Origin of the sequence: Enterobacter sp. Ag1 (assembly GCA_000277545.1) — a bacterium.
Lineage (GTDB): Bacteria > Pseudomonadota > Gammaproteobacteria > Enterobacterales > Enterobacteriaceae > Cedecea.
Genome location: AKXM01000022.1, coordinates 1 through 23,103 on the forward strand (window position 1 = coordinate 1; position 23,103 = coordinate 23,103).

General features: G+C 55.8%; 22 protein-coding genes, 2 tRNA genes and 2 rRNA genes. 16 read left to right on the forward strand and 10 right to left on the reverse strand.

The genetic code is table 11. From position 1 onward, the window contains the following. From A936_RS09940 to dkgB, 4 genes are all read left to right on the forward strand, one after another. Positions 1–267: ribosomal RNA gene (locus A936_RS09940) — 23S ribosomal RNA — on the forward strand; the annotation flags it as partial. A 98-nt stretch (positions 268–365) separates the two neighbouring features. Continuing rightward, positions 366–481, forward strand: a 5S ribosomal RNA gene (gene rrf / locus A936_RS09945). 55 nt (positions 482–536) lie between these two features. Further along, a tRNA-Asp gene (locus tag A936_RS09950) sits at positions 537–613 on the forward strand. A gap of 175 nt (positions 614–788) precedes the next feature. Next, on the forward strand, positions 789–1,595 hold the full coding sequence (gene dkgB / locus A936_RS09955; RefSeq protein WP_008457256.1) for a 2,5-didehydrogluconate reductase DkgB: 807 nt from the start codon (positions 789–791) through the stop codon (positions 1,593–1,595). Between the two features lie 6 nt (positions 1,596–1,601). Here the strand turns inward: dkgB and yafC are convergent, their stop codons facing one another. Further along, complete coding sequence (gene yafC, locus A936_RS09960) at positions 1,602–2,504, reverse strand: DNA-binding transcriptional regulator YafC (RefSeq protein ID WP_008457259.1); 903 nt, start codon at positions 2,502–2,504, stop codon at positions 1,602–1,604. A gap of 104 nt (positions 2,505–2,608) precedes the next feature. Here yafC and A936_RS09965 point away from each other — a divergent pair, with 104 nt between their 5' ends. From A936_RS09965 to A936_RS09975, 3 genes are all read left to right on the forward strand, one after another. Next, a complete protein-coding gene (locus A936_RS09965) occupies positions 2,609–3,784 on the forward strand; it encodes an MFS transporter (protein WP_008457261.1) in 1,176 nt (391 codons plus the stop codon). A 146-nt stretch (positions 3,785–3,930) separates the two neighbouring features. Beyond that, complete coding sequence (locus tag A936_RS09970) at positions 3,931–4,734, forward strand: endonuclease/exonuclease/phosphatase family protein (protein ID WP_008457262.1); 804 nt, start codon at positions 3,931–3,933, stop codon at positions 4,732–4,734. Positions 4,735–4,805: 71 nt separating this feature from the next. Then, entirely contained in the window at positions 4,806–5,573 is a 768-nt protein-coding gene (locus A936_RS09975) for a class I SAM-dependent methyltransferase (protein WP_008457263.1), read from the forward strand. Between the two features lie 46 nt (positions 5,574–5,619). On the opposite strand, the gene mltD is transcribed toward A936_RS09975, so the two are convergent. After that, the gene (gene mltD, locus A936_RS09980; protein WP_034808691.1) at positions 5,620–6,990 is read right to left on the reverse strand and encodes a murein transglycosylase D; all 1,371 of its coding nucleotides are present in this window, start codon (positions 6,988–6,990) and stop codon (positions 5,620–5,622) included. A gap of 70 nt (positions 6,991–7,060) precedes the next feature. Continuing rightward, positions 7,061–7,816, reverse strand: a complete 756-nt coding sequence (gloB, locus tag A936_RS09985) for a hydroxyacylglutathione hydrolase (RefSeq protein WP_008457266.1) — start codon at positions 7,814–7,816, stop codon at positions 7,061–7,063. A gap of 35 nt (positions 7,817–7,851) precedes the next feature. Here gloB and A936_RS09990 point away from each other — a divergent pair, with 35 nt between their 5' ends. Continuing rightward, positions 7,852–8,616 (forward strand): class I SAM-dependent methyltransferase, encoded by a 765-nt coding sequence (locus tag A936_RS09990; RefSeq protein WP_008457268.1) that lies wholly within the window; start codon positions 7,852–7,854, stop codon positions 8,614–8,616. Here A936_RS09990 and rnhA read toward each other — a convergent pair. Continuing rightward, positions 8,570–9,046, reverse strand: a complete 477-nt coding sequence (rnhA, locus tag A936_RS09995) for a ribonuclease HI (protein WP_008457270.1) — start codon at positions 9,044–9,046, stop codon at positions 8,570–8,572. The genes A936_RS09990 and rnhA overlap by 47 nt on opposite strands. Positions 9,047–9,112: 66 nt before the next feature. Here rnhA and dnaQ point away from each other — a divergent pair, with 66 nt between their 5' ends. Next, positions 9,113–9,844 (forward strand): DNA polymerase III subunit epsilon, encoded by a 732-nt coding sequence (gene dnaQ, locus A936_RS10000; RefSeq protein WP_008457272.1) that lies wholly within the window; start codon positions 9,113–9,115, stop codon positions 9,842–9,844. 134 nt (positions 9,845–9,978) lie between these two features. Next, positions 9,979–10,055 (forward strand) — tRNA-Asp (locus A936_RS10005). Between the two features lie 112 nt (positions 10,056–10,167). Here A936_RS10005 and A936_RS10010 read toward each other — a convergent pair. After that, positions 10,168–11,091: a DMT family transporter gene (locus A936_RS10010; protein WP_008457273.1), complete on the reverse strand. Its 924-nt coding sequence runs from the start codon at positions 11,089–11,091 to the stop codon at positions 10,168–10,170. Positions 11,092–11,237: 146 nt separating this feature from the next. Continuing rightward, complete coding sequence (locus A936_RS10015; protein WP_008457274.1) at positions 11,238–12,731, reverse strand: NCS1 family nucleobase:cation symporter-1; 1,494 nt, start codon at positions 12,729–12,731, stop codon at positions 11,238–11,240. A gap of 143 nt (positions 12,732–12,874) precedes the next feature. On the opposite strand from A936_RS10015, the gene A936_RS10020 reads away from it, so the two are divergent. The 3 genes from A936_RS10020 to puuE are packed head-to-tail and all read left to right on the forward strand — an operon-like array spanning position 12,875 to position 15,303. Next, positions 12,875–13,588: a GntR family transcriptional regulator gene (locus A936_RS10020; RefSeq protein WP_008457275.1), complete on the forward strand. Its 714-nt coding sequence runs from the start codon at positions 12,875–12,877 to the stop codon at positions 13,586–13,588. A gap of 2 nt (positions 13,589–13,590) precedes the next feature. Further along, positions 13,591–14,328 (forward strand): allantoin racemase, encoded by a 738-nt coding sequence (gene hpxA / locus A936_RS10025; protein WP_008457276.1) that lies wholly within the window; start codon positions 13,591–13,593, stop codon positions 14,326–14,328. Between the two features lie 18 nt (positions 14,329–14,346). Continuing rightward, the gene (gene puuE / locus A936_RS10030; RefSeq protein WP_008457283.1) at positions 14,347–15,303 is read left to right on the forward strand and encodes an allantoinase PuuE; all 957 of its coding nucleotides are present in this window, start codon (positions 14,347–14,349) and stop codon (positions 15,301–15,303) included. 607 nt (positions 15,304–15,910) lie between these two features. Here the strand turns inward: puuE and hpxZ are convergent. Genes hpxZ through A936_RS10050 form a run of 4 tightly spaced genes read right to left on the reverse strand, consistent with a single transcriptional unit; the run spans position 15,911 to position 19,451 of the window. Beyond that, positions 15,911–16,294, reverse strand: coding sequence for an oxalurate catabolism protein HpxZ (gene hpxZ, locus A936_RS10035; protein ID WP_008457285.1), 384 nt, complete (start codon positions 16,292–16,294; stop codon positions 15,911–15,913). Further along, positions 16,295–17,671 carry an AtzE family amidohydrolase gene (locus tag A936_RS10040; RefSeq protein WP_008457286.1) on the reverse strand — a complete coding sequence of 459 codons (1,377 nt, stop codon included), beginning with the start codon at positions 17,669–17,671 and terminating at the stop codon, positions 16,295–16,297. It lies immediately after the preceding gene. Then, entirely contained in the window at positions 17,668–17,856 is a 189-nt protein-coding gene (gene hpxX / locus A936_RS10045; RefSeq protein ID WP_008457287.1) for an oxalurate catabolism protein HpxX, read from the reverse strand. Before hpxX ends, A936_RS10040 begins: the two co-directional genes overlap by 4 nt. Positions 17,857–17,867: 11 nt before the next feature. Further along, on the reverse strand, positions 17,868–19,451 hold the full coding sequence (locus A936_RS10050) for a gamma-glutamyltransferase family protein (protein WP_008457288.1): 1,584 nt from the start codon (positions 19,449–19,451) through the stop codon (positions 17,868–17,870). Positions 19,452–19,573: 122 nt separating this feature from the next. Here A936_RS10050 and A936_RS10055 point away from each other — a divergent pair, with 122 nt between their 5' ends. From A936_RS10055 to hpxK, 3 genes are all read left to right on the forward strand, one after another. Further along, on the forward strand, positions 19,574–20,413 hold the full coding sequence (locus A936_RS10055; protein WP_008457289.1) for a MurR/RpiR family transcriptional regulator: 840 nt from the start codon (positions 19,574–19,576) through the stop codon (positions 20,411–20,413). Between the two features lie 186 nt (positions 20,414–20,599). Further along, positions 20,600–21,841 carry a pyridoxal-phosphate-dependent aminotransferase family protein gene (locus tag A936_RS10060; RefSeq protein ID WP_008457299.1) on the forward strand — a complete coding sequence of 414 codons (1,242 nt, stop codon included), beginning with the start codon at positions 20,600–20,602 and terminating at the stop codon, positions 21,839–21,841. Further along, positions 21,841–23,100 (forward strand): allantoate amidohydrolase, encoded by a 1,260-nt coding sequence (gene hpxK / locus A936_RS10065; protein ID WP_008457301.1) that lies wholly within the window; start codon positions 21,841–21,843, stop codon positions 23,098–23,100. Before A936_RS10060 ends, hpxK begins: the two co-directional genes overlap by 1 nt. The last annotated feature ends 3 nt before the right edge of the window (positions 23,101–23,103 follow it).

Below are 23,103 nucleotides of genomic sequence, written 5' to 3' on the forward strand. Positions count from 1 at the left end.
GAGGGGGGCTGCTCCTAGTACGAGAGGACCGGAGTGGACGCATCACTGGTGTTCGGGTTGTCATGCCAATGGCATTGCCCGGTAGCTAAATGCGGAAAAGATAAGCGCTGAAAGCATCTAAGCGCGAAACTTGCCCCGAGATGAGTTCTCCCTGACCCTTTAAGGGTCCTGAAGGAACGTTGAAGACTACGACGTTGATAGGCTGGGTGTGTAAGCGTAGCGATACGTTGAGCTAACCAGTACTAATGATCCGTGAGGCTTAACCTTACAACACCGAAGGTGTTTTGAGAGACGAAAGATTTTCAGCTTAGTTCAGGATTAGATTGATGGTTATATGGAAATATAACGGTCAATAACAGAATTTGCCTGGCGGCCGTAGCGCGGTGGTCCCACCTGACCCCATGCCGAACTCAGAAGTGAAACGCCGTAGCGCCGATGGTAGTGTGGGGTCTCCCCATGCGAGAGTAGGGAACTGCCAGGCATCAAATTAAGCAGTAAACCGGGGCAATAAACCGGTGGTTGTAGAAAAATTCGGTGGAGCGGTAGTTCAGTCGGTTAGAATACCTGCCTGTCACGCAGGGGGTCGCGGGTTCGAGTCCCGTCCGTTCCGCCACTTATTTAAGCCCTGAGTCTTAGACTCAGGGCTTTTTTGTTTTTAAATTTCATCACACACGGCGGCATTGTTGCTGATTTAGCAAAAATCTTCTGCATTTATCTGCCTTTTTCATCAAAGTTCTCCCCTGCATACTCTGCCTCATACAAACGCACACCCTATAATGAGGTTAATAATGGCAATTCCTGCATTCGGTCTGGGCACTTTCCGCCTGAAAGACGACGTCGTCATCGCATCGGTTAAAACTGCGCTGGAACTGGGCTATCGCGCAGTAGACACTGCTCAAATCTATGATAATGAAGCGGCTGTTGGTCAGGCCCTGGAAGAAAGCGGTATTCCGCGTGATGAACTGTTTATCACCACCAAGATCTGGATCGAAAATCTGAGTAAGGACAAGCTGATCCCGAGCCTGAAGGATAGCCTGGCGAAACTGAATACTGATTATGTCGATCTGACCCTGATCCACTGGCCATCACCAAACGACGCCGTACCGGTTGCTGAATTTATGCAGGCGCTGTTGTCGGCGAAAGAAGCGGGTCTGACTCGCCAGATTGGGATTTCGAACTTTACGGTTGAGCTGATGCAGCAGGCCATTGACGCCATTGGCGCTGAAAACATTGCGACTAACCAGATCGAACTGTCGCCATACCTGCAAAACCGTACCGTTGTTGAGTGGGCAAAACAGCATAACATCCACATCACGTCTTACATGACGCTGGCGTATGGCAAGGCACTGGCAGACGAAACGATTGGCCGCATTGCACAGAAGCATCAGGCGACCCCTGCTCAGGTGATTCTGGCGTGGGCGATGGCTCTGGGTTACGCAGTCATTCCTTCATCTACCAAACGTGTGAATCTCGAAAGCAACCTGCAGGCGCTGAACTTGAAGCTGGATGCAGAAGACATGGCGGCTATTGCTGCTCTGGAATGCAATGACCGCCTGGTGAGCCCGGAAGGTCTGGCACCAAAGTGGGATAACTGATCCTGATTAAGGCCCTGCATGGGGCCGTTTTACTGCGTCACTCAGAAAATCAATAAATGCACGAATACGTGTACTGACCGCCCGGTCGCTATAGTACACCGCACTGAAAGGCATATTGACCGGCAAAATTTTATCGGCAAGCACCTCAACGAACTCTCCGCTCTCAATCTCTTTATCAATCATAAAATCCGACAGGCAGGCAATGCCGTTTCCCGTCAGGCAGAGCTGCTTAAGTGTCTCGCCACTATTCGAAGATAACCCAGGCTTAATCTCAAAAAGCTGCCCATCCGTTTGTGAAACAGGCCAGCGGTTAAGAGATGACGGCTCGGTAAAGCCCAGGCAGACATGATTCATCAAATCGTCGGCATTCTCTGGCGTACCGTGTACTGCCAGATACTCAGGCGAAGCAATAATCTTGCGATAACTGCTAAAGAGTGGACGGGCACGTAAGCTTGAGTCGGTTAAATTGCCCACGCGAATAGCCACATCGACTTTGCGTTCGATGAGGTTAATGAAGGTTTCTGAAGAGACTAGCGAGAGCGTCATTTCCGGGTAGCGTTCGCGGAACGGTTTTATCAGCGGCATCAGTAAATGCAACATTACCGGCGTTGCGGCATCAATGCGCAATAATCCCCGCGGCGTTTGCTTACTTTCCATCACTTCATTTTCGGCTGCGGCCATCGCCTGCAGAATTTGCTGCACGTTACGGAAGTAGCGTTCACCTTCCTCCGTCAGGCTCAACTGCCGGGTTGTGCGGTTGAGCAGGCTTACTCCCAGCTTCATCTCCAGCTTTTTAACCGTTCTGCTTACCGCAGAGTTAGCCTGTCCCAGCTGTTCTGCTGCGCGGCTAAAACTCCCGCTTTCTACTACGGCAACGAAAATCGCAAGTTCTTCCGATGTAGCCTTCATTGTTGCTCCACAAGCAAAATTCTATTGAGATTTTACATATTTTTGTTATTTAAGCATCCCGCCATACTGCGTGTCATCAAAAGACACCTGTTATGGAGTAAATTATGCCTCTGGCGCTTCTGGCACTGACAATCAGTGCTTTCGCAATCGGTACTACCGAATTTGTGATTGTCGGGCTTGTGCCGACCATCGCTGAACAACTCGCGATCTCCGTGCCGTCGGCAGGATTGCTGGTTTCTATCTATGCCCTGGGCGTAGCCATTGGCGCGCCTGTCCTGACCGCTTTAACGGGTAAATTGCCGCGTAAGCAGCTGCTGATCGGGCTTATGGCTCTCTTTACAGTGGGTAACGTTATTGCCTGGCTGTCGCCTAATTACGAGACCCTGGTTGTGGCACGTCTACTAACTGGCCTGGCGCACGGCGTATTTTTCTCTATTGGCTCGACGATTGCGACAAGCCTTGTGCCTAAAGAGAAAGCAGCTTCGGCGATTGCCATTATGTTTGGTGGCCTGACGGTAGCGCTGGTGACCGGCGTGCCATTAGGCACTTTCATCGGGCAGCATTTTGGCTGGCGTGAAACCTTCCTCGCGGTCTCGGCTATTGGCGTGATCGCGTTAATCAGCAGCATGATCCTTATCCCGAAAGATATTCCTAACCGTGCGATAGCGGGAATAAAAGAGCAATTACAGGTCCTGACGCATCCGCGTCTGGTACTTATATATCTGGTTACTGCTCTGGGCTATGGTGGCGTGTTCACCGCCTTCACCTTCCTTGCTCCAATGATGCAGGATCTGGCCGGCTTCTCACCTTCTGCGGTTAGCTGGATCCTGCTCGGTTATGGCGTATCGGTGGCTATCGGTAACATCTGGGGTGGGAAACTGGCGGATCGTCACGGTGCGGTGCCGGCCCTGAAGTTTATCTTTGCTGCTCTGGCTGCGTTACTTCTGGTCTTCCAGTTCACAGCGCATTCACATGTTGCTGCCTTGCTGACGATTTTGGTGATGGGTGTTTTTGCTTTCGGCAATGTGCCGGGATTACAAGTTTATGTTGTCCAAAAGGCTGAGCAATACACGCCCAACGCGGTAGATGTTGCCTCTGGGCTCAACATCGCGGCATTTAACGTAGGGATTGCCCTGGGCTCCATCATTGGCGGTCAGACTGTACAGAACTTCGGCCTGGCGCAAACGCCTTGGATTGGCGCCGTGATTGTTGTTGTGGCACTGCTGTTAATAGGCTTAAGTGGCCGACTCGATAAGCAATCACGGGTTGCCATCGGTTAAGTTTTATCTTTCCGGAGCGTGATTGTTTACGTTCCGGAAAGGCAATGGTTTGTAATGGTCGTTGAAAGTCTGCGCTAAAGTCCCTATAACTGAAAGATAGCCTGCGAGCTGCGGGCAAGTTGAGTTACTGAGGTCGTTAGCCAAACGTGCACAAGAATACCTATGCCATGAGATATGTAGCCGGACAGCCAGCAGAGCGCATTCTGCCTCCTGGCTCGTTCGCGACTATCGGCCAGGCATTACCCCCCGGTGAACCTTTACCCGGTCAGGACACAATTCGCGTTCTGGTGTGGAACATCTTTAAGCAGCAGCGGGCCGACTGGCTTTCAGTGCTGCAAACCTTCGGCAAAGACGCACATCTGATGTTGCTCCAGGAAGCGCAAACGACGCCTGAGCTGGTCAGGTTTGCGACTTCTAACTATCTGGCTGCCGACCAGGTTCCTGCCTTCGTTTTACCCCAGCATCCTTCTGGCGTGATGACGTTGTCTGCAGCCCATCCGGTATATTGCTGCCCGCTGCGTGAACGCGAGCCGATCCTGCGCTTGTCTAAATCAGCTTTGGTCACGGTTTATCCGCTGCCAGACGGACGCATGTTGATGGTGATTAATATCCACGCCGTCAATTTTAGCCTCGGTGTCGATGTCTACAGCAAGCAGTTGGGGCCTATTGGAGACCAGATAGGGCATCACAACGGGCCGGTGATCATGGCCGGTGATTTCAATGCCTGGAGCCGTCCACGCATGAACGCGCTCTTCCGCTTTGCCCGCGAGATGACGCTCAGAGAAGTCCGCTTTACTGACGATCATCGCCGCCGGGCGTTTGGTCGCCCTCTTGATTTTGTGTTCTATCGTGGCCTGAACGTCACCGAAGCTTCGGTGCTGGTGACTCGTGCATCAGACCATAATCCGCTACTAGTTGAATTCCGTCCCGGCAAGCCTGAGCTGAAATAAGGTTCGTCAGGTCTGCCGTTGGGCAGACCTGTGCGCTGCCCTTTTTCTCACTTAACCGCAAGGACATAACGATGACAACGCAATCCCATCACGACAAAGTTGGCCAGCAGTTTGGATCTCAGGCCAGCGCCTATTTGACCAGTACGGTTCATGCTTCCGGGCGCGATCTGGAGCGGCTTAGCGCAAGGCTGAATGACTTCCCTCATGCCACGCTCCTGGACATGGGATGCGGGGCAGGGCACGCCAGCTTTATTGCCGCGGCTAAAGTGAAATCGGTGGTGGCTTATGATCTGTCCGAGCAGATGCTGGCGGTCGTTGCTGAAGCGGCAACAACGCGCGGAATAGCGAATATCGCGACGCGTCAGGGATACGCGGAATCATTGCCGTTTGACGACGGTATTTTTGACGTGGTGATCAGTCGCTACTCAGCGCATCACTGGCACGATGTTGGTCAGGCGCTGCGCGAAGTAAAGCGCGTGCTTAAGCCCGGTGGTATTGCCATCTTTATGGATGTGACCTCGCCGGGCCATCCGGTTAAGGATATCTGGCTGCAAACGGTCGAGGCGCTGCGAGATACCTCGCATGTGCGTAATTATTCCAGCGGAGAGTGGCTTAGCCTGTTCAATGAGGCGGGCCTGGTTACGCACAGCGTGTTGTGTGACAGGTTGAATCTGGAATTTACCAGCTGGATCGCCAGAATGCGCACGCCGATAGTGTTATCGGACGCAATCCGCGCCTATCAAAAAAGCGCCTCGGACGAGGTGAAACAATACTTTGAATTGCAGCGGGACGGCTCATTCACCAGCGATATCATCATGCTGGAAGCGCGAAAGGCGTGAGGTAAAAAAGAAAAGGCACCGTAAGGTGCCTTTTTTGTTCTGGCTATCAGGTATCCGGCGAGCTGTTGCCGCTGACAAACAGCGTCAAACGGTCACCCGGTCTCAGGTCATCGGTACCGCTGTTCCAGCGCATCACATCTTTGATGTTCACGCCGTGACGTTTAGCAATACTCGACAACGAGTCGCCTTTGCGCACCTGATAAGTGATGCTGCTGTTATCAGCCAGCTGCGTGGCGCCACCTTTCACGCTGAGCGTCTGCCCAACTTTGAGGTGCGAACCGCGCAGGTTATTCCAACTCTGCAAATCCTTAGCATTCACACCGAGGCGTGAAGCAATGCTGGACAGAGTATCCCCTGAACGCACTTTATAGGATTTGTTGCCACCCGCGTTGAGACGGTTATCCGCCACCAACGTTGGCTGTAAAGCATCGATCTCCCCAGAAGCCAGAGAGGCTTTCAGCTGCTCGGCATGCTTTTTCGGCACCATCACATAGCGCTGATTTTTTCCAACGGTGGTGCTTTTCACGCCGGCGTTGAAGGTCTTCAGGTTGGTGAGCGACATGCCTGCCATTTCGGCGACCTGCGTTAACTCAACCGGACTGCTTACTTCAACACGCGCCAGCGCGCGGCTTTCATCCGTTGTCGGCAGACGTACGCCGTACTTCTGACTGTTTTTGAGTATGTCACTCAACGCCAGCATTTTCGGTACGTAGATCTTTGTTTCACGTGGCAAAGCCAGCGACCAGAAATCGGTAGGTTTACCCCGCGATTTGTTCGCTTTAATAGCATTCAGCACGCGGCCTTCACCGCTGTTGTACGCCGCCACGGTCAACAACCAGTCGCCGTCAAACATCTTGTTCAAACGCTGCATCATATCCAGTGCGGCAGTGGTGGAAGCCACTACATCACGGCGTGCATCGTACGCTTTGGTCTGCTTCAGACCGTAATTGCGCCCCGTACTTGGGATAATCTGCCAAATGCCTGCGGCATTTGCACCAGACGTCGCGTGGGGGTCAAAAGCGCTCTCCACTATGGGTAGTAGTACTAGTTCCATTGGCATGTTGCGTTTCTTAACTTGCCCGGCAATCCAGTACATATACGGCTCTGCCCGTAATGTTACATCGTGGAGATAGCTCTTATTACTCAGGTACTTCTGTTTCTGTTCGCGGATACGGATGTTTTCCGGTATCCCCATCTTTAGCTCGTTGCCGATGAAGTTCCACAGGTTTTGATCTTGCGCGAGGAAGGTTCCATCATCCATCCATCGCGCGGAGGTCGCTCGACCCGTGTACTTTCCTGCTTCACCTTGACCAGCTGCAGACAGACTCTGTGCGTGCTGTTGAATGTTGGCATCATGCTTTGACGCCTGGCACCCGACAAGCAAGACAGAGGCGAGTAGTATCGCTTTTGCCTTCATGTGTGTGTCAATGGTTGCTTAAAAGACGAGCGATGATACCGTCGCCTTTTCGACAACACAACCAGAATATTCAGAAGCTGTCCTTCTTTGTCCTTAACCAGGCGAATATCTCATGGGGTTGTTGCAAGTTTGTTTCTTTTTTTATTTCTTCTTTTAAAACAGTGTCTTCAGTGCGTAAAAAAATATTTATTTCACGTTCAGTTTGCAGGGAAGACGGCAATGTTGAATGATTTTTTGCGCGTAACTCCTTAACTTTTCGATAGTATCCCGTTAAATGCTCATCATGGGGTAGAATACTTAAGGCAAACTTTATGTTCGATTCCGTATACTCATGTGCGCAACAAATCAGTGTATCGGCGGGGAGTTCATTAAGCTTTTGAAATGAATTAAACATTTGATCTGCTGTGCCTTCAAAAAGCCTTCCACAGCCGCCTGAAAACATTGTGTCGCCGCAAAATAGATAAGGAAAAATAAAAAAGGAGATATGTCCTAAAGTGTGACCAGGTGTTGCTATCACGCGAAATTCACGCCCAAGCAGACTAAACTTATCCCCTTCGCCCACGATCTGAGTGGCGCCTTTCTGCCGGGTTTCCTCCGGGCCGTAGACCTTAATCTTCGGAAACTTGTCCTTTAATTGCTGAACGCCACCCACATGATCGGCATGATGATGGGTCAGCAGAATGGCCTCTGGCTGCCAGCCGTTTTCCTCTATTCCCCTCAATACCGGTGCGGCGTCGCCAGGGTCAACGATCACACATTTTCCCTGCTCGTTATTAAGCACCCAGATGTAGTTATCCTGGAAGGCACGAATACTGTTAAGATTCATAGTTCAACCTCTCTATGGCCATTAAGAAGGTAGTGATGAAACCGGCAAGGATACCTGAGATTATCACTTCCCCCCATCATTGGGCGCAGCTGCGGTGGGGAGAACACTATCGGAATGCGCTCGAAGAGCAGCTCCGCCCGTGGCTGGCGAAAATGTTCGGCTTTCACTTATTGAAAATTGGCAACCTGAGTGCGGAAGTGAACACTGAAGCTTGTGCGATTTCGCATCAGGTTAATGTGGCCCTGCAGGGTGAGCATCTACAGGTTAATGCCGATCCTCTGCACTTGCCTTTTGCGGCGAAGTCGGTGGATGCTTGCCTGTTGGCCCACACGTTACCCTGGTGCCCTGATCCCCACCGCCTGCTGCGGGAAGTGGATCGTGTCCTGATCGACGACGGTTGGATCGTGCTCAGCAGTTTTAATCCCATTAGCTTGCTGGGGCTGGGGAAAATGGTCCCGTTCCTGCGTAAGCGTGTGCCTTATAATAGCCGAATGTTTACCCCCATGAGGCAACAAGACTGGCTGTCGTTACTGAATTTTGAAGTGATGTACCGGCGCAGTTTTCAGGTCCTGCCCTGGCATAAGCAAGGTGGGCGTTTGCTGAGTACGCATCTGCCGGCGCTGGGCTGTATGCACGTTATCGTGGCGCGAAAACGCACGCTGCCGCTGACGCTGAACCCAATGAAAAGCCGCAAAGCGAAAAATCAGATTCGCTCGGCGGTAGGGGCCACGCGGCAGTACCGCGAAGCCGTTGCTAAGGTGCCGCCGCGTCCGGCTGATAACCCACATCCTCATGAGTAGGGCGGGAGGCTGCGTTGCGCGCCAGTTCGTCGCAGCGTTCGTTCTCCGGGTGGCCCGCATGCCCTTTGACCCATTCCCACTTAATCTGGTGATGGATCAGGGCGGCGTCCAGGCGCTTCCATAAATCGACGTTTTTCACCGGCTTTTTATCTGCCGTCTTCCAGCCGCGTTTTTTCCAGTTGTGGATCCACTGGGTAATGCCCTGGCGGACGTACTGGCTGTCGGTGCTGAGGACCACATCGCAGGGTTCGATCAGCGCCTCAAGCGCGACGATAGCGGCCATCATTTCCATGCGGTTATTGGTGGTGAGACGAAACCCTTCGCTGAAGATTTTCTCGTGCTGCTTGTACCGCAAAATTGCCCCGAAGCCGCCCGGTCCTGGATTCCCCAGGCAGGAGCCATCGGTGAAAACTTCTACCTGTTTACGCATCTCTGGTAGACTTCCTGTGATGAAAACGTCAAGTCTGACACAAACGAGCGCGATGAGCACAGCTATATGATTTCTACCCCCACCAGACAAATAGTCCTCGATACCGAAACCACCGGTATGAACCAGATCGGTGCTCATTACGAAGGGCATCGCATTATCGAGATCGGTGCGGTTGAAGTGATCAACCGTCGCCTGACGGGCAACAACTTCCACGTCTACCTCAAGCCCGACCGGCTGGTGGATCCGGAAGCCTTTGGCGTTCACGGTATTGCGGACGAGTTCCTGGCGGATAAGCCGACCTTCGATCAGGTTGCAGACTCGTTCCTCGACTATATTCGCGGCGCCGAGCTGGTCATTCATAACGCCTCGTTTGATATCGGCTTTATGGACTACGAGTTCAGCAAGCTGCGGCGCGACATTCCTAAAACGGATACCTTCTGTAAGGTAACCGACAGCCTGGCAATGGCCCGTAAGATGTTCCCGGGCAAGCGGAACAGCCTCGATGCGCTCTGCTCTCGCTATGAAATAGACAACAGCAAACGTACGCTGCACGGCGCATTGCTCGATGCCCAAATCCTGGCCGACGTTTATCTGATGATGACCGGCGGGCAAACGTCACTCAAATTTTCTATGGAAGGTGATGTGCAACAGCAGCAGGGCAGCGGCGGCATTCAGCGCGTGGTGCGTCGTGCAACAGGTATGCGGGTGATCCACGCCAGTGATGAAGAGCTGGTGGCCCATGAATCACGCCTTGATTTGGTGCAGAAGAAGGGCGGCAGCTGCCTCTGGCGCAGCTAAAAATAGCCAAAGCGAGTTAAAAATCACCACTCAGGTGATTTTTGCGGCAAACGGTTAATTTTATGATAAAAAGCGTTGACGGTTATCGGGGCAATCCGTAATATCCGCTTCGTTCCCGACGGGGAACAAAACGCGGAGCGGTAGTTCAGTCGGTTAGAATACCTGCCTGTCACGCAGGGGGTCGCGGGTTCGAGTCCCGTCCGTTCCGCCACAATTCAGAAGGCCTGAGTCAGCAATGACTCAGGCCTTCGTCGTTTCTGCCTTTCTTAAATATTCACCTAACCCCCGCGCCGCAATCGCGCGAGGGCTGGCTGAAACCACCTCTAGTGCCTGCTGGCCAACGCCACGCCTACCAAAATAGTCGCAATCCCGATGATATGGAAAAGATGCAGCGTTTCGCCGAGAAATACCAGCGACAGCACTACGCCAAAGACTGGGATCAGGTGAATGCTAAGCCCGGCACGTGCGGCGCCGACGGCCTCCACACAACGTCCGTACAGCAGATAGGAAACAAAAGAGGGGAATGCACCGAGGAACACGACCGCTGAAATCGTCATGGTATTCCAGTGTGGCACAGCCCCGGTGCTCATTTCATGCAGCCACAGCGGCAGCGTCACCACCAGCGCGATAGCCACCTGAACGCCCAGCAGCCCCATGCGGCTAATATCGGAAGGGATTTTTCGGATCCACAGCGTATACAGCGCAAAACAAGCCATGGCCGCCAGCAGCATCAGGTCACCCGATGAAAACGCCATTTGCAGCAGCCCGTGGATATCGCCTTTAAAGATAATAAACAGCACGCCGCAGCAGGAAATTGCCAGGCCGACCACCTGCTTAACGCTGAGCTTGTGCCCAAAGAATAGCGCACCAAACAGCATAATCAGCACCGGTATACAGGAGTTAAGCAACAGCGCGTTGGTGCTCGAAGTGTGGTGCAGGCCGATATAGACCAGCAGGCTAAAGCAGACGATCCCCGTCACCGACACGGCGACAATCCAGCCCAGATACTCCCGGTAGCGACGAAAGTCTCTTTTTATATAAGGCAGCGCAAACGGCAGAATCACTATGAGCGCCACCAGCCAGCGCATAAAGGTGAGCCCCACCGGGGGAATATCATTGCGAACGGCTTTGCCGACGATGTAATTGCACGCCCAAAGCAGCGGCGGAATGGTGAACAGGAGCAAAACATACCAGGCCGACGGCTTATGGGGGGCAGCCTCAGTGGCCGACTTCTTACTGCTGAGCAAGGGACTCTCCTTTGACACGGAATTTTGCTGGAAAGGGCGAAGGGAGAATATATCACTCGCGCTGGGCCAGCCGTCGTCTCAGAGAAGAAAAAGAGTATGTCTGGAAATGAAAAAGCCTGAACCCCTTCGGGCCCAGGCCTCAATGTTTACTCTTTGGAGGTGGCGACGCGGCCAGCAAAACCGGCAGCAACGCTGACTTTTTCGCTACGAGCCAGCCAGCGGTAGCAGCTCAGGCCGAGGAACACGCCGATAAACCAGCTGAAGTTGGCGACTTCATGCAGCGAAGGAATAAAGCTGATGGTCAGGCAAACGGCAACCGAAGGCACCAGGGCGATGATCGCTTTCGGGTTAAAGCCGTGGCTGTACCAGTAGCGGCCTTTCGGCGTGTCGTTAAACAGATCGTCGACGTGAATTTTACCGCCTTTCACCAGGTAGAAGTCTGCCAGCAGGATGCCGAACAGCGGCCCAATGAACGAGCCCAGCACATCCAGCGTGTAGTGGATAAGTTCCGGGGACTGGAACAGGTTCCACGGCGTCAGCAGCACAGAACCCACCGCGGCGATCATCCCACCCGCACGGAAGCTGATCTTCTGCGGAGAGCAGTTAGAGAAGTCGAACGCCGGAGAAACAAAGTTCGCCACGATATTGATCCCGATAGTCGCGGTGATCATCGTCAGCAGGCCAATCGCCATCGCGAGGCTGTTGCCGATATGGCTCACGGTTTCGATCGGGTCAGTGATCATTTTGCCGAACAGCGACTGAGTACCGGACACAATCACCACGGTGACAATAGAGAACAGCAGGAAGTTAAACGGCAGGCCCCAGCGGTTGCCGCGGCGGATCTCATTCATGCTTTTACCGTAGCGAGAGAAGTCGCCGAAGTTCAGCAGCGGGCCGGAGAAGTACGACACCACCAGCGCGGTGGCGGTGATCATCTGCCACACCTGCTCGCCGGAGCTAAGCTGTTTGCTGGCTAAGGTAAAGGAGATGCCATCGAAGCCGGTCTGATACAGGATCCAGCCTGCCAGCGCCATCATCACGATGTATACCGCAGGGCCCGCGATATCAATAAAGCGCTTAATCGCATTCATCCCGTGCCAGAACACCATCGCCTGCAGCACCCACATAATGCCGAAACAGATCCAGCCGAGCTGAGACAGGCCGAGGAAGCTCACGCCCGTCATTGGGGCAAGCGTTGGCCAGAACTTCAACAGCACCAGCATTAAGGCGTTAGCGGCCAGGTAAGTTTGTATCCCGTACCAGGCGAAGGCGATAAGCCCGCGGATCACCGCCGGAATATTCGCGCCGAAGACGCCGAAAGCCTGGCGGCAAATCACCGCGTAAGGCACGCCCGCCATCTGGCTGGGTTTGGCGACCAGGTTGGCACAAAACTGCACGATGCAAATCCCTGCCAGCAGGCAAATCAGTACCTGCCAGCTGGCAAGTCCGAGCGTAAAGAAGCTGGCTGCCACCACGTAGCCGCCCATGCTGTGTACATCTGACATCCAAAACGAAAAAATATTATACCAGGACCAAGTCTGGTGGCGGGTTGGGGCCAGGTCATCGTTGCACAGGCGCGGGCTGTAGCCGGCGTTGGCACTCTCTTTCATGGCTGGGGCGTTGTTCTCTATACCTGGCATGGGATCTGCTCCTATAAAAACAGAAGATGGATTACGTCTGCCATAGGTATTGCAGGAACCAGGCCAGGTTTACATTTCTTGTATTCAATTATCAATGATATTGTATACAAATAAAGGGTGCCTGGTGCTAACAGGAGAGGTGAATGAAACGTGATTTCGGGGTGACAGCCCCAGCAGAACTGCATGATAAAGAAGCCGTTATCTGGCAATCGCTGATGACGGCGATGGTCGAACACCAGCTGCCGCCGGGCAGCAAACTGCCGGAAGAAGCGCTGGCGGACGTTTTTGGCATTAGCCGAACCGGGATCCGTAAAGTCTTAACGCGCCTCGCAACGGTGCAAATGATCACCCTGCTGCCCGGGCGTGGTGCATTTGTGGCGATGCCGGACGTCGAAGAATCAAAAGCGATCTTCCAGACGCGCTCCGTCCTCGAATGCGCCAACCTGCCTCATGTCCTCGAGCATCTTCAGGCACCGCACCTGGCCGCGCTGCGTAAAATCATCCAGCAGGAAGAAAAAGCGCACCGCGACGGAGACGGGCCGGCGGCCATCCGCCTTTCAGCGGCGTTTCATATTCAGCTGCAGGCTATCTCCGGCAATGCCGTGCTGACGGAAATGGTCACCAGTTTGACGCACCGCTCCTCGCTGGTGATCGCTGCCTGGGGCGCGCCGTGGCAGCGGGGCTGCCGCTGTGACGATCATGAACACCTTATCGATCTGCTGCGCAAAAAAGACATTGAGCCGCTGACCCTGGCGATGAAGCACCACTTCGATCACATTGTTTCCAGCCTGCATTTTGAGCGCAGCGGTGAAACCACCCCAGACTTCGCCCGCCTCTTTGGCACCCGACAGGAATAACCATGCCACAGCCTATTATTCAAGTGATCAACCCCAACACCAGCCAGGCGATGACGCACACCATTGCAGAAGCCGCGCGTAGCGTTGCCGCCCCCGGTACACAAATCCTCGCGACATGCCCGGAGCAGGGCGTGGAGTCAATAGAAGGGCACTTTGACGAAGCCATTGCGGCCATCGGTGTGCTGGAACAAATTCAGCAGGGCAAAGCGCAGGGCGCGAGCGGGCACGTCATCGCCTGCTTTGGCGACCCTGGGCTGCTGGCGGCGCGTGAGATAGCCAGCGGGCCGGTGATTGGCATTGCCGAAGCGGCCATGCATATGGCCACGATGGTCGCCACCCGCTTCTCTATTGTCACCACGCTGCCACGCACGGTGATCATCGCCCGCCATTTGCTGCAGCAATACGGCTTCGAGCATCACTGCGCGGCGCTGCATGCCATCGATCTGCCCGTGCTGGCGCTGGAAGACGGCACCGGGCTGGCCCAGCGCATGGTGCGTGAGCGCTGCATTCAGGCCAAAAAAGAAGACAACAGTGGGGCGATCGTGCTGGGCTGTGGCGGCATGGCAAACCTGGCGAAAGAGCTGACCGAAGAGATCGGTATCCCGGTTATCGACGGCGTCACCGCGGCGGTGAAGCTGGTGGAGTCGCTGGTTGCGCTGGGGATCGGCACCAGCAAATTTGGCGATCTCGCTTATCCGAATAAAAAGCCGCTTTCCGGCTCTTTTGCTCGTCTGGGTTAAGGTTAAAAGAGGCCAACTATGACGGAAGAACAAAAGCGTAATCGCTACCCTTTTACCGAAAACTACCCGCGCGATCTCGCTGGTTATGCCGGCAATCCTCCCCATGCGCAGTGGCCGAACGGCGCGCGTATTGCGGTTCAGTTTGTCCTGAACTTTGAAGAAGGGGCGGAAAACAACGTGCTGCACGGCGACAGCGGCTCGGAACAATTTCTCTCTGACATCATCGGGGCGGCCAGCTTCCCGGACCGCCACATGTCGATGGACTCCCTGTACGAATACGGCTCCCGGGCAGGGTTCTGGCGTATCCACAATGAATTCCAGAAGCGCGGTCTGCCTCTGACGGTGTTTGGCGTCGCCATGGCGCTGGCCCGCAACCCGGAGATTGTGGCCGCGATCAAAGCCGCTGACTACGACGTGGTCAGCCACGGCTGGCGCTGGATCCATTATCAGAGTATGGACGCTGCCACCGAGCGCCAGCACCTGCATCAGGCGATGGAAATCCTGGAAGATCTGTTCGGCTCCCGCCCGCTAGGTTGGTACACCGGGCGCGACAGCCCTAATACCCGCAGGCTGGTGGTTGAGCACGGCGGTATCCTGTACGACAGCGATTACTACGGCGACGATCTGCCTTTCTGGAGCAAAGTGGCCTGCGAAGACGGCAGCACCAAACCTCACCTGATCGTGCCGTACACGCTGGATACCAATGATATGCGCTTCGCCACCGCGCAGGGGTTCAATACCGCCGAGCAGTTTTACACTTACCTGAAAGACAGTTTTGACGTGCTGTATGAAGAAGGGGACACGGTACCGAAGATGATGTCTATCGGCATGCATTGCCGCCTGTTAGGGCGACCGGGCCGCTTCCGGGCGCTGCAGCGTTTTCTGGATTACGTGCAGCAACATGAAGGGGTGTGGATTTGCAGAAGGCAGGACATTGCTGAGCATTGGGTGAAGACGCACCCGTTTGTTGAATGATGTTATTGGCCTTCCCATTCTTCTGTGGATGCCATTTTTATACAGATATGTCTTTGAGGCTCGTTTCTGAGATATTTGTTACTTTGTTGCTGTTCCGTTCACCCGTATCTCTGCTTCCGCTGCACGTTCAGAGCACGGTGAACGTGTCGGGGAGATAACGCCATCTCCCTGACAACCCTGGCGCCCGACAGCTCAACCCCGCCTGAGTTGGGTCATCACCGGGGGCGATGAGAGCCGGGGACAAATCTCCCCTCACCCCAGCCCTCTCCCCAAAGGGGCGAGGGAGAAAACAAAATCCACGGGAAACATTGTTTATTCCCTCTCCCTTCCAGGAAGAGGGTTAGGGTGAGGGTAAAAGAAGCCGAGACGTTGTGGCTGAGAGCGTCGGGAACGCATCTCAGGCGACCCAGGACTGGGAGATAAAACGGAGGTCTGCCGCTTCAGCGGTCGATTTATTTGGCCGGGAGTCCGGGTTCTTAGGGGAGTGACGGTGACTCCCCTAAGACGTTCACCTGTATGGTGGCAACATATGAAGCGGTATTTGAGGTGAACGGAACACGACATGGGCTTTCATAAACAGAAGATTTTATGGTGAAGAAACAGACTATCACCCCATTAAACTCACATGCGCGGCCACAATCTTCCAGCCTGAGGCAAACCGGACCCAGGTCTGCATCTGGCGGCCAATCTTATCGCTGCCTTCTCGGGTAAATTCTGTGCTCGCTACCGCGAGGTCGTCGCTGAAGGTGGTGATAACGGTATTTCTCAGCTGGCGATCCAGCCCCTTCGGCGAACGCCCGTTGCGGAAAGCGCGGATCTGCTCAATGCCATAAAGGTTTTCCGTTGCGCCAAAACGCACGGTGCGAGCATCCTCCCAAAACAGCTCATCCAGAACGGCGACATCATTGGTAATCAGCGCCTGCTCGTAGCGATAAAATGCCGCAGTGACTTCATTTAAAACGGCCGGGCGGTCAATATTATCTCGCATCATTTAACTTACCTTCGTCTGTAAAATACCCTGAGATTCCAGGCGGCGAGCGGCCTGCAAACACACGTCTTCCCGCCAGGGTGCGGCAATTAATTGCACGCCAATCGGTAAACCGCTGGCCGCGACCAGCGGGGTGCTGACAACCGGTAATCCCAGGAAAGAGATTGGCTGCGTCAGGATGCCCATGCTGGCTTTGACCGGGATATCTTGCCCGTTGATATGCATGGTTTGCTGCCCGATAAGCGTGGCGCAGCATGGCGTGGCGGGGGCAACAAGCAGATCAAAATGGTCAAACAGCGGCAGCGTGCGATCGCGGAACCAGGCCCGGAAGCGCTGAGCCTGGGTGTACCAGGCCGACGGCGTCATGGCCCCCGCCAGCAGGCGTTCGCGCGAGTTAGGTTCGAAGCGCTCAGGGCTGGTTCGCAGTGCGGGCAGGTACTGATTTCCCCCTTCGGCGGCGGTCAGCAAAAAAGCCGCCGAACGGGCGAGTTCGGCTTCCGGCATAGAAACTTTTTCCGTAGCCTGGAGCGCTTTGGCTACCCGGCTAACGGCTTCTTTGGCATCCGCGTCACACCAGCTTTCAAAGAAACCCTCTAGCACCGCCACGCGAAGCGGCGTATCACGCTCAAGCGCTGCGCAAACCGGCTCAATGGCGCGCGAAGTCTGAAAAGGATCGCTACTGTCGTACCCTTGCAGCACATCGTAAACCGCCGCGACATCCTCCACGCTCCGAGCCAGCGGGCCGATATGGTCGAGGCTGGCGACAAAAGGATGGCTGCCGCCGCGCGACAGGCGGCCAAAAGTCGGCTTCAGGCCCACGAGCCCGCAAAGTGAAGACGGGACGCGAATGGAGCCGTTGGTGTCGGTGCCAAGGGTGAAGTTCACCATGCCCGCAGCTACAGCTGCCGCTGAGCCGCCGGACGAGCCGCCCGCAATACGCGACATATCGTGCGGGTTTTTGGTGGCTCCGTAATAACTGTTTTCCGTGGTGAAGCCGTAGGCATAGGCATCCATATTCAACGCCCCGCTTAGCATTCCCCCCGCTTTTTGCAGCCGTGTAATAGCGAAGGCATCTTCAGAGGCCGCGGGTTGCCCGGCAAATAACTCCGCACCTGCAAGGGTTGTTACCCCTTTAATGTCGAAAAGATTTTTTACCGCGTAAGGCACGCCCGCGAGCGCTGGCAAAGGGCTGCCGCGACCGATCAGTTGGTCTACCGAGGTCGCCTCCTTCAGAAGACGATCCTGGGTGATTTCCGTAAAGGCATTAAGCTGCGGGTTTCGCTGCTCAATCTTTGCCAGCGTTTGCCGGGCCAGTTCGGTAGCTGAAAAATCTTTGTCCCGCAGTCCCTGCTGGATCTGTCGGATAGAAAGGGCGGTCATAGCGTATAAACTCCGGCGGTTTCCTGGCGATCGGCAAGCGGGAAGGCCATCAGCGGTCCAGCCATGGCCGCAATACGTGTCAGCTGCAACTCCAGCTCTTTGCGGCGCTCGTCGGTCAGCGGCACGGCGAGTAGTTGCTCCATCAGGACAATGTAGTGCTGCCAGTCAAAAGAAGATTGGTTCATTGGTATTTTCCTCAAAAGCCTGCGGCGCTGCCGTTGCTGCGCGGATCCCACGCACCTTCGAGCATGCCATTGGTATGTCTGACGATGGCGCCGGCGTGGCCGACGATCTCGCTGAAGGCGGGGACTGTTTCTACCTCGTGTCCGAGGGCTTCAAGCGCGTTGACGGTGTCCTGGCTAAAGCGGCTCTCAAGCTTGAGGCTGTCGGAAACTTGCCCCCAGGTGCGGCCCAGCAGCCAGCGCGGCGCGCAAATGGCCTCCTGTAAACCGATGCCCTGAAGTACATAGCGGGTAAAGATTGTCGCCTGCGTCTGCGGCTGGCCGTCGCCGCCCATCGAGCCGTAAACCAGCGTTCTGCCGTCGGCGAGCCTGGCTGCTGCCGGGTTCAGGGTGTGGAACGGTTTTTTGCCCGGCGCCAGCGCCAGCAGATGCTCTGCATCGAGGCTGAAAGATGCCCCGCGGTTTTGCCACAGCACGCCGCTTTGGGGTAGCACAACCCCGCTGCCGAATTCGTGATAAATACTTTGAATAAACGACACGGCCAGGCCATTCCCGTCAATGACGCCCATCCAGACCGTGTCGCCGGGGCCTTTACCTTTGCCCCACGGGGCGGCGCTTTGGTCATCAATTTTTGCGGCCAGCAGATCCAGCGCCTCGGGATCTAACAGGTTTTGTATTGAGGTCGCGATCAGGCGCGGGTCGGTGATGTGCTTGTCGCGCAGCGCAAAGGCTTTTTTAGTGGCTTCCACGATGCGGTGTACGGTCTGAACTTCACTGGCGTTTGCCATCGACAGGCGGTCGGTAATGCCGAGGATCGCCAGCGAGACCAGCCCTTGCGTAGGCGGGGCGAGGTTAAAAACTTCCCCGGCCTGGTGCTCAAGGCGAAGCGGTTTGCTGCGGGTTGCCCGATGTGCGGCGAGGTCAGCCGCGGTGATTGGCAATCCCAGTTCGGCCAGCTCTTCGGCAATGATTGAAGCCAGCGGGCCGCGATAGAAACTGTCCAGGCCTTCTACGGTCATTCGCGTCAGGGTCCTGGCCAGCCGGGGCTGCGTGAAACGACTCCCGGTCGCGGGCACTTCACCGCGCTGCAGGAAAGTGTCGGCAAAACCTGGAATATCAACCAGCTCGACGTATTTGCTTTGTGTCGCGTTCGCCTGAGAGGCGGTGACCGGGATCCCGTCCGCCGCATAGCGAATAGCATCGGCCATCAGGCGGGAAAGCGGCATCTGCCCGCCGCCAAGCTCCGATGACACTTTCAGTGCTTCTGCCCAGCCGCTCAGCGTGCCGGGCACGGTCAACGCAGCACGGGTGCCGCGATGGGGAATAGCGCGCGCTCCCCGGTAGAAATCCAGTGACGCCAGCGATCCGGCGGCCCCGCTGGCGTCGATGGCCACAGGTTCCCCTTCAGGCGGAACAATCAGCCAGAATCCATCCCCGCCTATACCGTTCATATGGGGATAAACCACCGCGATAGTGGCGGCTGCGGCGACCATCGCTTCAACGGCATCACCGCCCTGGCGCAGCACAGACAGCGCACTTTCAGAAGCCAGATGATGGGGCGTCACCGCCATGCCTCCGGGGGCCATATTGCTTTGCATATTTTTCTTCTCTTGCAGGAAATCCGCTCGGGTAGGGGAGTCAGAAGCAAGAGATGTTCCAGGTTGACGAAGATCGTTTCACTGTGTCAGGCTTTGATGAAACAAAAGTTGCAGGAGTCGGCATGAAACAGTTAGACGAGCGGTTGCGGGCGTCATGGGCGCTCTTTTCCCCGCAGGAGCAGCGCGTGGCCTCGTTCATCGTTGACCACTTTGATGACTTGATCAGCTACAACAGCGCCGAGTTGGCGCGGCTTTCAGGCGTGTCCAAGGCCACCGTGAGCCGCCTGTTTAAGCGCTTAGGTTACGAGCGCTACAAAGATATGCGCGAAGAGCTGCGGACCCTGCGCCAGAGCGGGATGCCGCTGACGGAAAACCGCGATGCCGTGCAGGGCAACACGCTGCTGGCGCGTCATTACAAGCAGGAAATGGCGAACCTTACTCAACTGGTGAATCAGCTGGAAGCGGGCCCGTTTGCCGAAGTGGTCAAGGCCCTTGTGACCGGAAAACGGCTGTTTATCATTGGGATGCGAAACTCCTGGCCGGTGGCGATGCACTTGCGCCAGCAGCTTTTGCAGGTGCGCAGCGGCGTACATCTGCTCCCGCAGCCGGGGCAGACGCTGGCGGAAGAGCTGGTGGATATCGGTCCGGAAGATTGCGTCGTCACCGTGGCGTTTCGCCGCAGGCCGCGCATTATCAAGCCACTGCTCACCAGTTTACAGCAGCGCGGTATACCGCTGGTGATGCTGAGCGAACCGGGTTCGGCGGTGCTGGCAAGTTATCCTGGTTGGCATTTGAGCGCGCCGCTCGACAGCGTATCGGCGTTTGACAGCTACAGCAGCGCCATGAGCCTGGTGAATTTACTGGCTAACGCGGTGCTGCATGAATCATTGACCAGTGGGCGTCAGCGTATCCATAATATCGCTGAATTGTATACAGAGCTGGACGAGCTCGAACAGCGTTAATGCTCCTCGACGGTGCAACTGCACAGTTCGGGTGAGCCAAAAGAGTTCATCGTTTTTACCCAAACCTGTTTTTCCGCGCTGGCTTAAGCCTGTCAGCCGGAAAAAATTTTGCCTGCGGCTGGCACATTAGTTGCAAAAGATGATTATAAGAATCTTTTGTTTCAATCTCAGACTCAAGGAATCGCCATGTTTGATATTCAGCAGTTTTCCCAGATCAACCCGCCGCACCGTTTGCTGATGGGGCCAGGCCCGATCAATGCCGATCCGCGCGTGCTGCGTGCCATGGCGAGCCAGCTTATCGGCCAGTATGACCCGGTGATGACGGGATATATGAATGAGGTGATGGTGCTGTACCGCGAGCTCTTCCGCACCGAAAACAAATGGACGATGCTGGTGGACGGCACTTCCCGCGCCGGGATCGAGGCCATTTTGCTGTCGGCTATTCGCCCTGGCGATAAAGTGCTTGTGCCAGTGTTTGGCCGTTTTGGTCACCTGCTGTGTGAGATTGCCCGCCGCTGCCGCGCCGAAGTGCACACCATTGAAGTGCCGTGGGGCGAAGTATTCAGCCCGCAGCAAATCGAAGACGCCATCAAAGTGGTAAAACCTCGCCTGCTACTGACCGTGCAGGGCGATACTTCCACCACGATGCTGCAGCCGCTGGCTGAACTGGGGGAGATCTGCCGCCGCCACGGCGTGCTGTTCTACACCGATGCTACAGCATCGTTTGGCGGGAACGAACTGCTCACCGATGCCTGGGGACTGGATGCCGTTTCCGCCGGATTGCAGAAGTGCCTGGGCGGCCCGTCAGGCAGCTCACCGGTCACCCTTAGTCCGAAAATGGAAGAGGCCATTCGCCGCCGTAAATGCGTGGAAGAAGGCATTCGCACTGCCGCCCATCAGGACGGGGACGAAGAGATGATCTACTCCAACTACTTCGATCTGGGCATGATCATGGACTACTGGGGGCCGGAACGTCTGAATCACCACACCGAAGCGACGAGCATGCTGTTTGCTGCCCGTGAGTGCGCCCGCGTGATCCTTGAAGAAGGTCTGGACGTCGGTATTGCCCGCCATGAGCTGCACGGCAGGGCGATGGTGGCGGGGATCCAGGGCATGGGGCTGGAAACTTTCGGCGATCTTGACCACAAGATGAACAACGTCCTCGGCGTGGCTATCCCGGCGCAGGTTCACGGCGAAGAGGTTCGTAAGCTGCTGCTGGAAGATTTCCATATCGAGATCGGCACCTCCTTCGGCCCGCTGCAGGGCAAAATCTGGCGCATCGGCACCATGGGCTACAACGCACGCAAAGACTGCGTGCTGCAAACGCTCACCGCGCTGGAAGCGGTGCTTAACCGTCTCGGCTTTAAAAGCGTGCAGGGTGAAGCGATGCAGGCAGCGTGGAACGTTTACGCGCAGGGGGCCCGCTAATGGGCGCGCCGCTTATGGATGCTAACTATGCCGCGGTAGCCGCCCAGCGCGTCATGGACAGGGCTGACCAGCTAGCTGCTATCAGCGAAAGCGCGGGCCAACTGACCCGGGTTTACCTTTCGGTGCAACATTTGCGGGCGAATCAGCTGGTCGCTGGCTGGATGGAACAGCTCGGCATGACGACCTGGCAGGACGCTGTCGGCAATATTTGTGGGCGTTACGAAGGCAGGCAAGAAGGCGCGCAGGCGATTTTGCTGGGGTCCCATCTTGATACGGTGCGCAATGCGGGCCGCTACGATGGGATGCTCGGCGTGCTGTGTGCCCTGGAAGTGGTCGCGTGCCTTTATCAAAACAATATCCAGCTCGAGCAGGCCATCGAAATTGTCGGTTTTGGCGATGAAGAAGGCACCCGCTTTGGGGTTACCCTGCTGGGGAGCCGAGGCATCACCGGCAGTTGGCCGGCGCATTGGCTGAGCTGTGAAGATGCCAGCGGCGTCAGCGTGGCGCAGGCCATGACGATTGCCGGTCTGGATCCGACGCGTATTGCCAGCGCGGAGCGGCCAAAAAGCGATTTCAGCGCTTACCTTGAGCTGCATATCGAGCAGGGACCGGTGCTGGAAGAGCAGGGCCTTGCGCTGGGCGTGGTCACGGCCATTAACGGTGCCCGTCGCCTGAACTGCAGCTTTACCGGCCATGCGGGCCATGCGGGGACGGTGCCAATGGCGCTGCGCAAAGATGCGCTGGCCGCCGCTGCCGAATGGATGACCTTTATTGAATCCGCCACGCGCCGCCACGGCCCCGACGAAGTTGCCACGGTGGGAACGTTAAGCTGCGCGCCAGGCGCGGTGAACGTCATCCCTGGCGACGTTCAGCTTACGCTGGACATTCGCAGCCCGCGTGACGAAAGCCTGGCGAGTTTGTTAGGCCAGCTTCTTGCCGAAGGGGAAGCGATTGCCGCCCGTCGCGGTATGCAGTTTACCGCAGAAGCCTACTACGCTATTCCGGCCACGCCGTGTGATGCGGCGTTGCAGGCAACGCTAACGCAGGCGGTGAGCGAAGTTCAGGGGCGGAGCCTGTCGTTGTCAAGCGGCGCAGGGCACGACGCCATTGCCATCGCCGAGCGTTGGCCGAGCGCTATGCTGTTTGTTCGCTGCGAGAAGGGTATCAGCCATCATCCGGCGGAATCCGTCATGGAAAGCGACGTGGCCCTTGCCGTTCAGGCTTTGACTGGCGCCGTGACTGTGCTGGCGGAACAATAAAAA

Excerpts from the sequence above, each read along its gene's own strand:
- dkgB (WP_008457256.1), top strand. The coding sequence starts at position 789 with ATGGCAATTCCTGCATTCGGTCTGGGCACTTTCCGCCTGAAAGACGAC.
- hpxA (WP_008457276.1), top strand. The coding sequence starts at position 13,591 with ATGCCACAGCCTATTATTCAAGTGATCAACCCCAACACCAGCCAGGCG.
- hpxX (WP_008457287.1), bottom strand. The coding sequence starts at position 17,856 with ATGAACCAATCTTCTTTTGACTGGCAGCACTACATTGTCCTGATGGAG.
- rnhA (WP_008457270.1), bottom strand. The coding sequence starts at position 9,046 with ATGCGTAAACAGGTAGAAGTTTTCACCGATGGCTCCTGCCTGGGGAAT.
- A936_RS10020 (WP_008457275.1), top strand. The coding sequence starts at position 12,875 with ATGAAACGTGATTTCGGGGTGACAGCCCCAGCAGAACTGCATGATAAA.
- A936_RS10050 (WP_008457288.1), bottom strand. The coding sequence starts at position 19,451 with ATGCAAAGCAATATGGCCCCCGGAGGCATGGCGGTGACGCCCCATCAT.
- A936_RS10040 (WP_008457286.1), bottom strand. The coding sequence starts at position 17,671 with ATGACCGCCCTTTCTATCCGACAGATCCAGCAGGGACTGCGGGACAAA.
- A936_RS09975 (WP_008457263.1), top strand. The coding sequence starts at position 4,806 with ATGACAACGCAATCCCATCACGACAAAGTTGGCCAGCAGTTTGGATCT.
- A936_RS10060 (WP_008457299.1), top strand. The coding sequence starts at position 20,600 with ATGTTTGATATTCAGCAGTTTTCCCAGATCAACCCGCCGCACCGTTTG.
- mltD (WP_034808691.1), bottom strand. The coding sequence starts at position 6,990 with ATGAAGGCAAAAGCGATACTACTCGCCTCTGTCTTGCTTGTCGGGTGC.
- hpxK (WP_008457301.1), top strand. The coding sequence starts at position 21,841 with ATGGGCGCGCCGCTTATGGATGCTAACTATGCCGCGGTAGCCGCCCAG.
- A936_RS10055 (WP_008457289.1), top strand. The coding sequence starts at position 19,574 with ATGAAACAGTTAGACGAGCGGTTGCGGGCGTCATGGGCGCTCTTTTCC.
- gloB (WP_008457266.1), bottom strand. The coding sequence starts at position 7,816 with ATGAATCTTAACAGTATTCGTGCCTTCCAGGATAACTACATCTGGGTG.
- hpxZ (WP_008457285.1), bottom strand. The coding sequence starts at position 16,294 with ATGATGCGAGATAATATTGACCGCCCGGCCGTTTTAAATGAAGTCACT.
- puuE (WP_008457283.1), top strand. The coding sequence starts at position 14,347 with ATGACGGAAGAACAAAAGCGTAATCGCTACCCTTTTACCGAAAACTAC.
- dnaQ (WP_008457272.1), top strand. The coding sequence starts at position 9,113 with ATGATTTCTACCCCCACCAGACAAATAGTCCTCGATACCGAAACCACC.
- yafC (WP_008457259.1), bottom strand. The coding sequence starts at position 2,504 with ATGAAGGCTACATCGGAAGAACTTGCGATTTTCGTTGCCGTAGTAGAA.
- A936_RS09965 (WP_008457261.1), top strand. The coding sequence starts at position 2,609 with ATGCCTCTGGCGCTTCTGGCACTGACAATCAGTGCTTTCGCAATCGGT.
- A936_RS09990 (WP_008457268.1), top strand. The coding sequence starts at position 7,852 with ATGAAACCGGCAAGGATACCTGAGATTATCACTTCCCCCCATCATTGG.
- A936_RS10015 (WP_008457274.1), bottom strand. The coding sequence starts at position 12,731 with ATGCCAGGTATAGAGAACAACGCCCCAGCCATGAAAGAGAGTGCCAAC.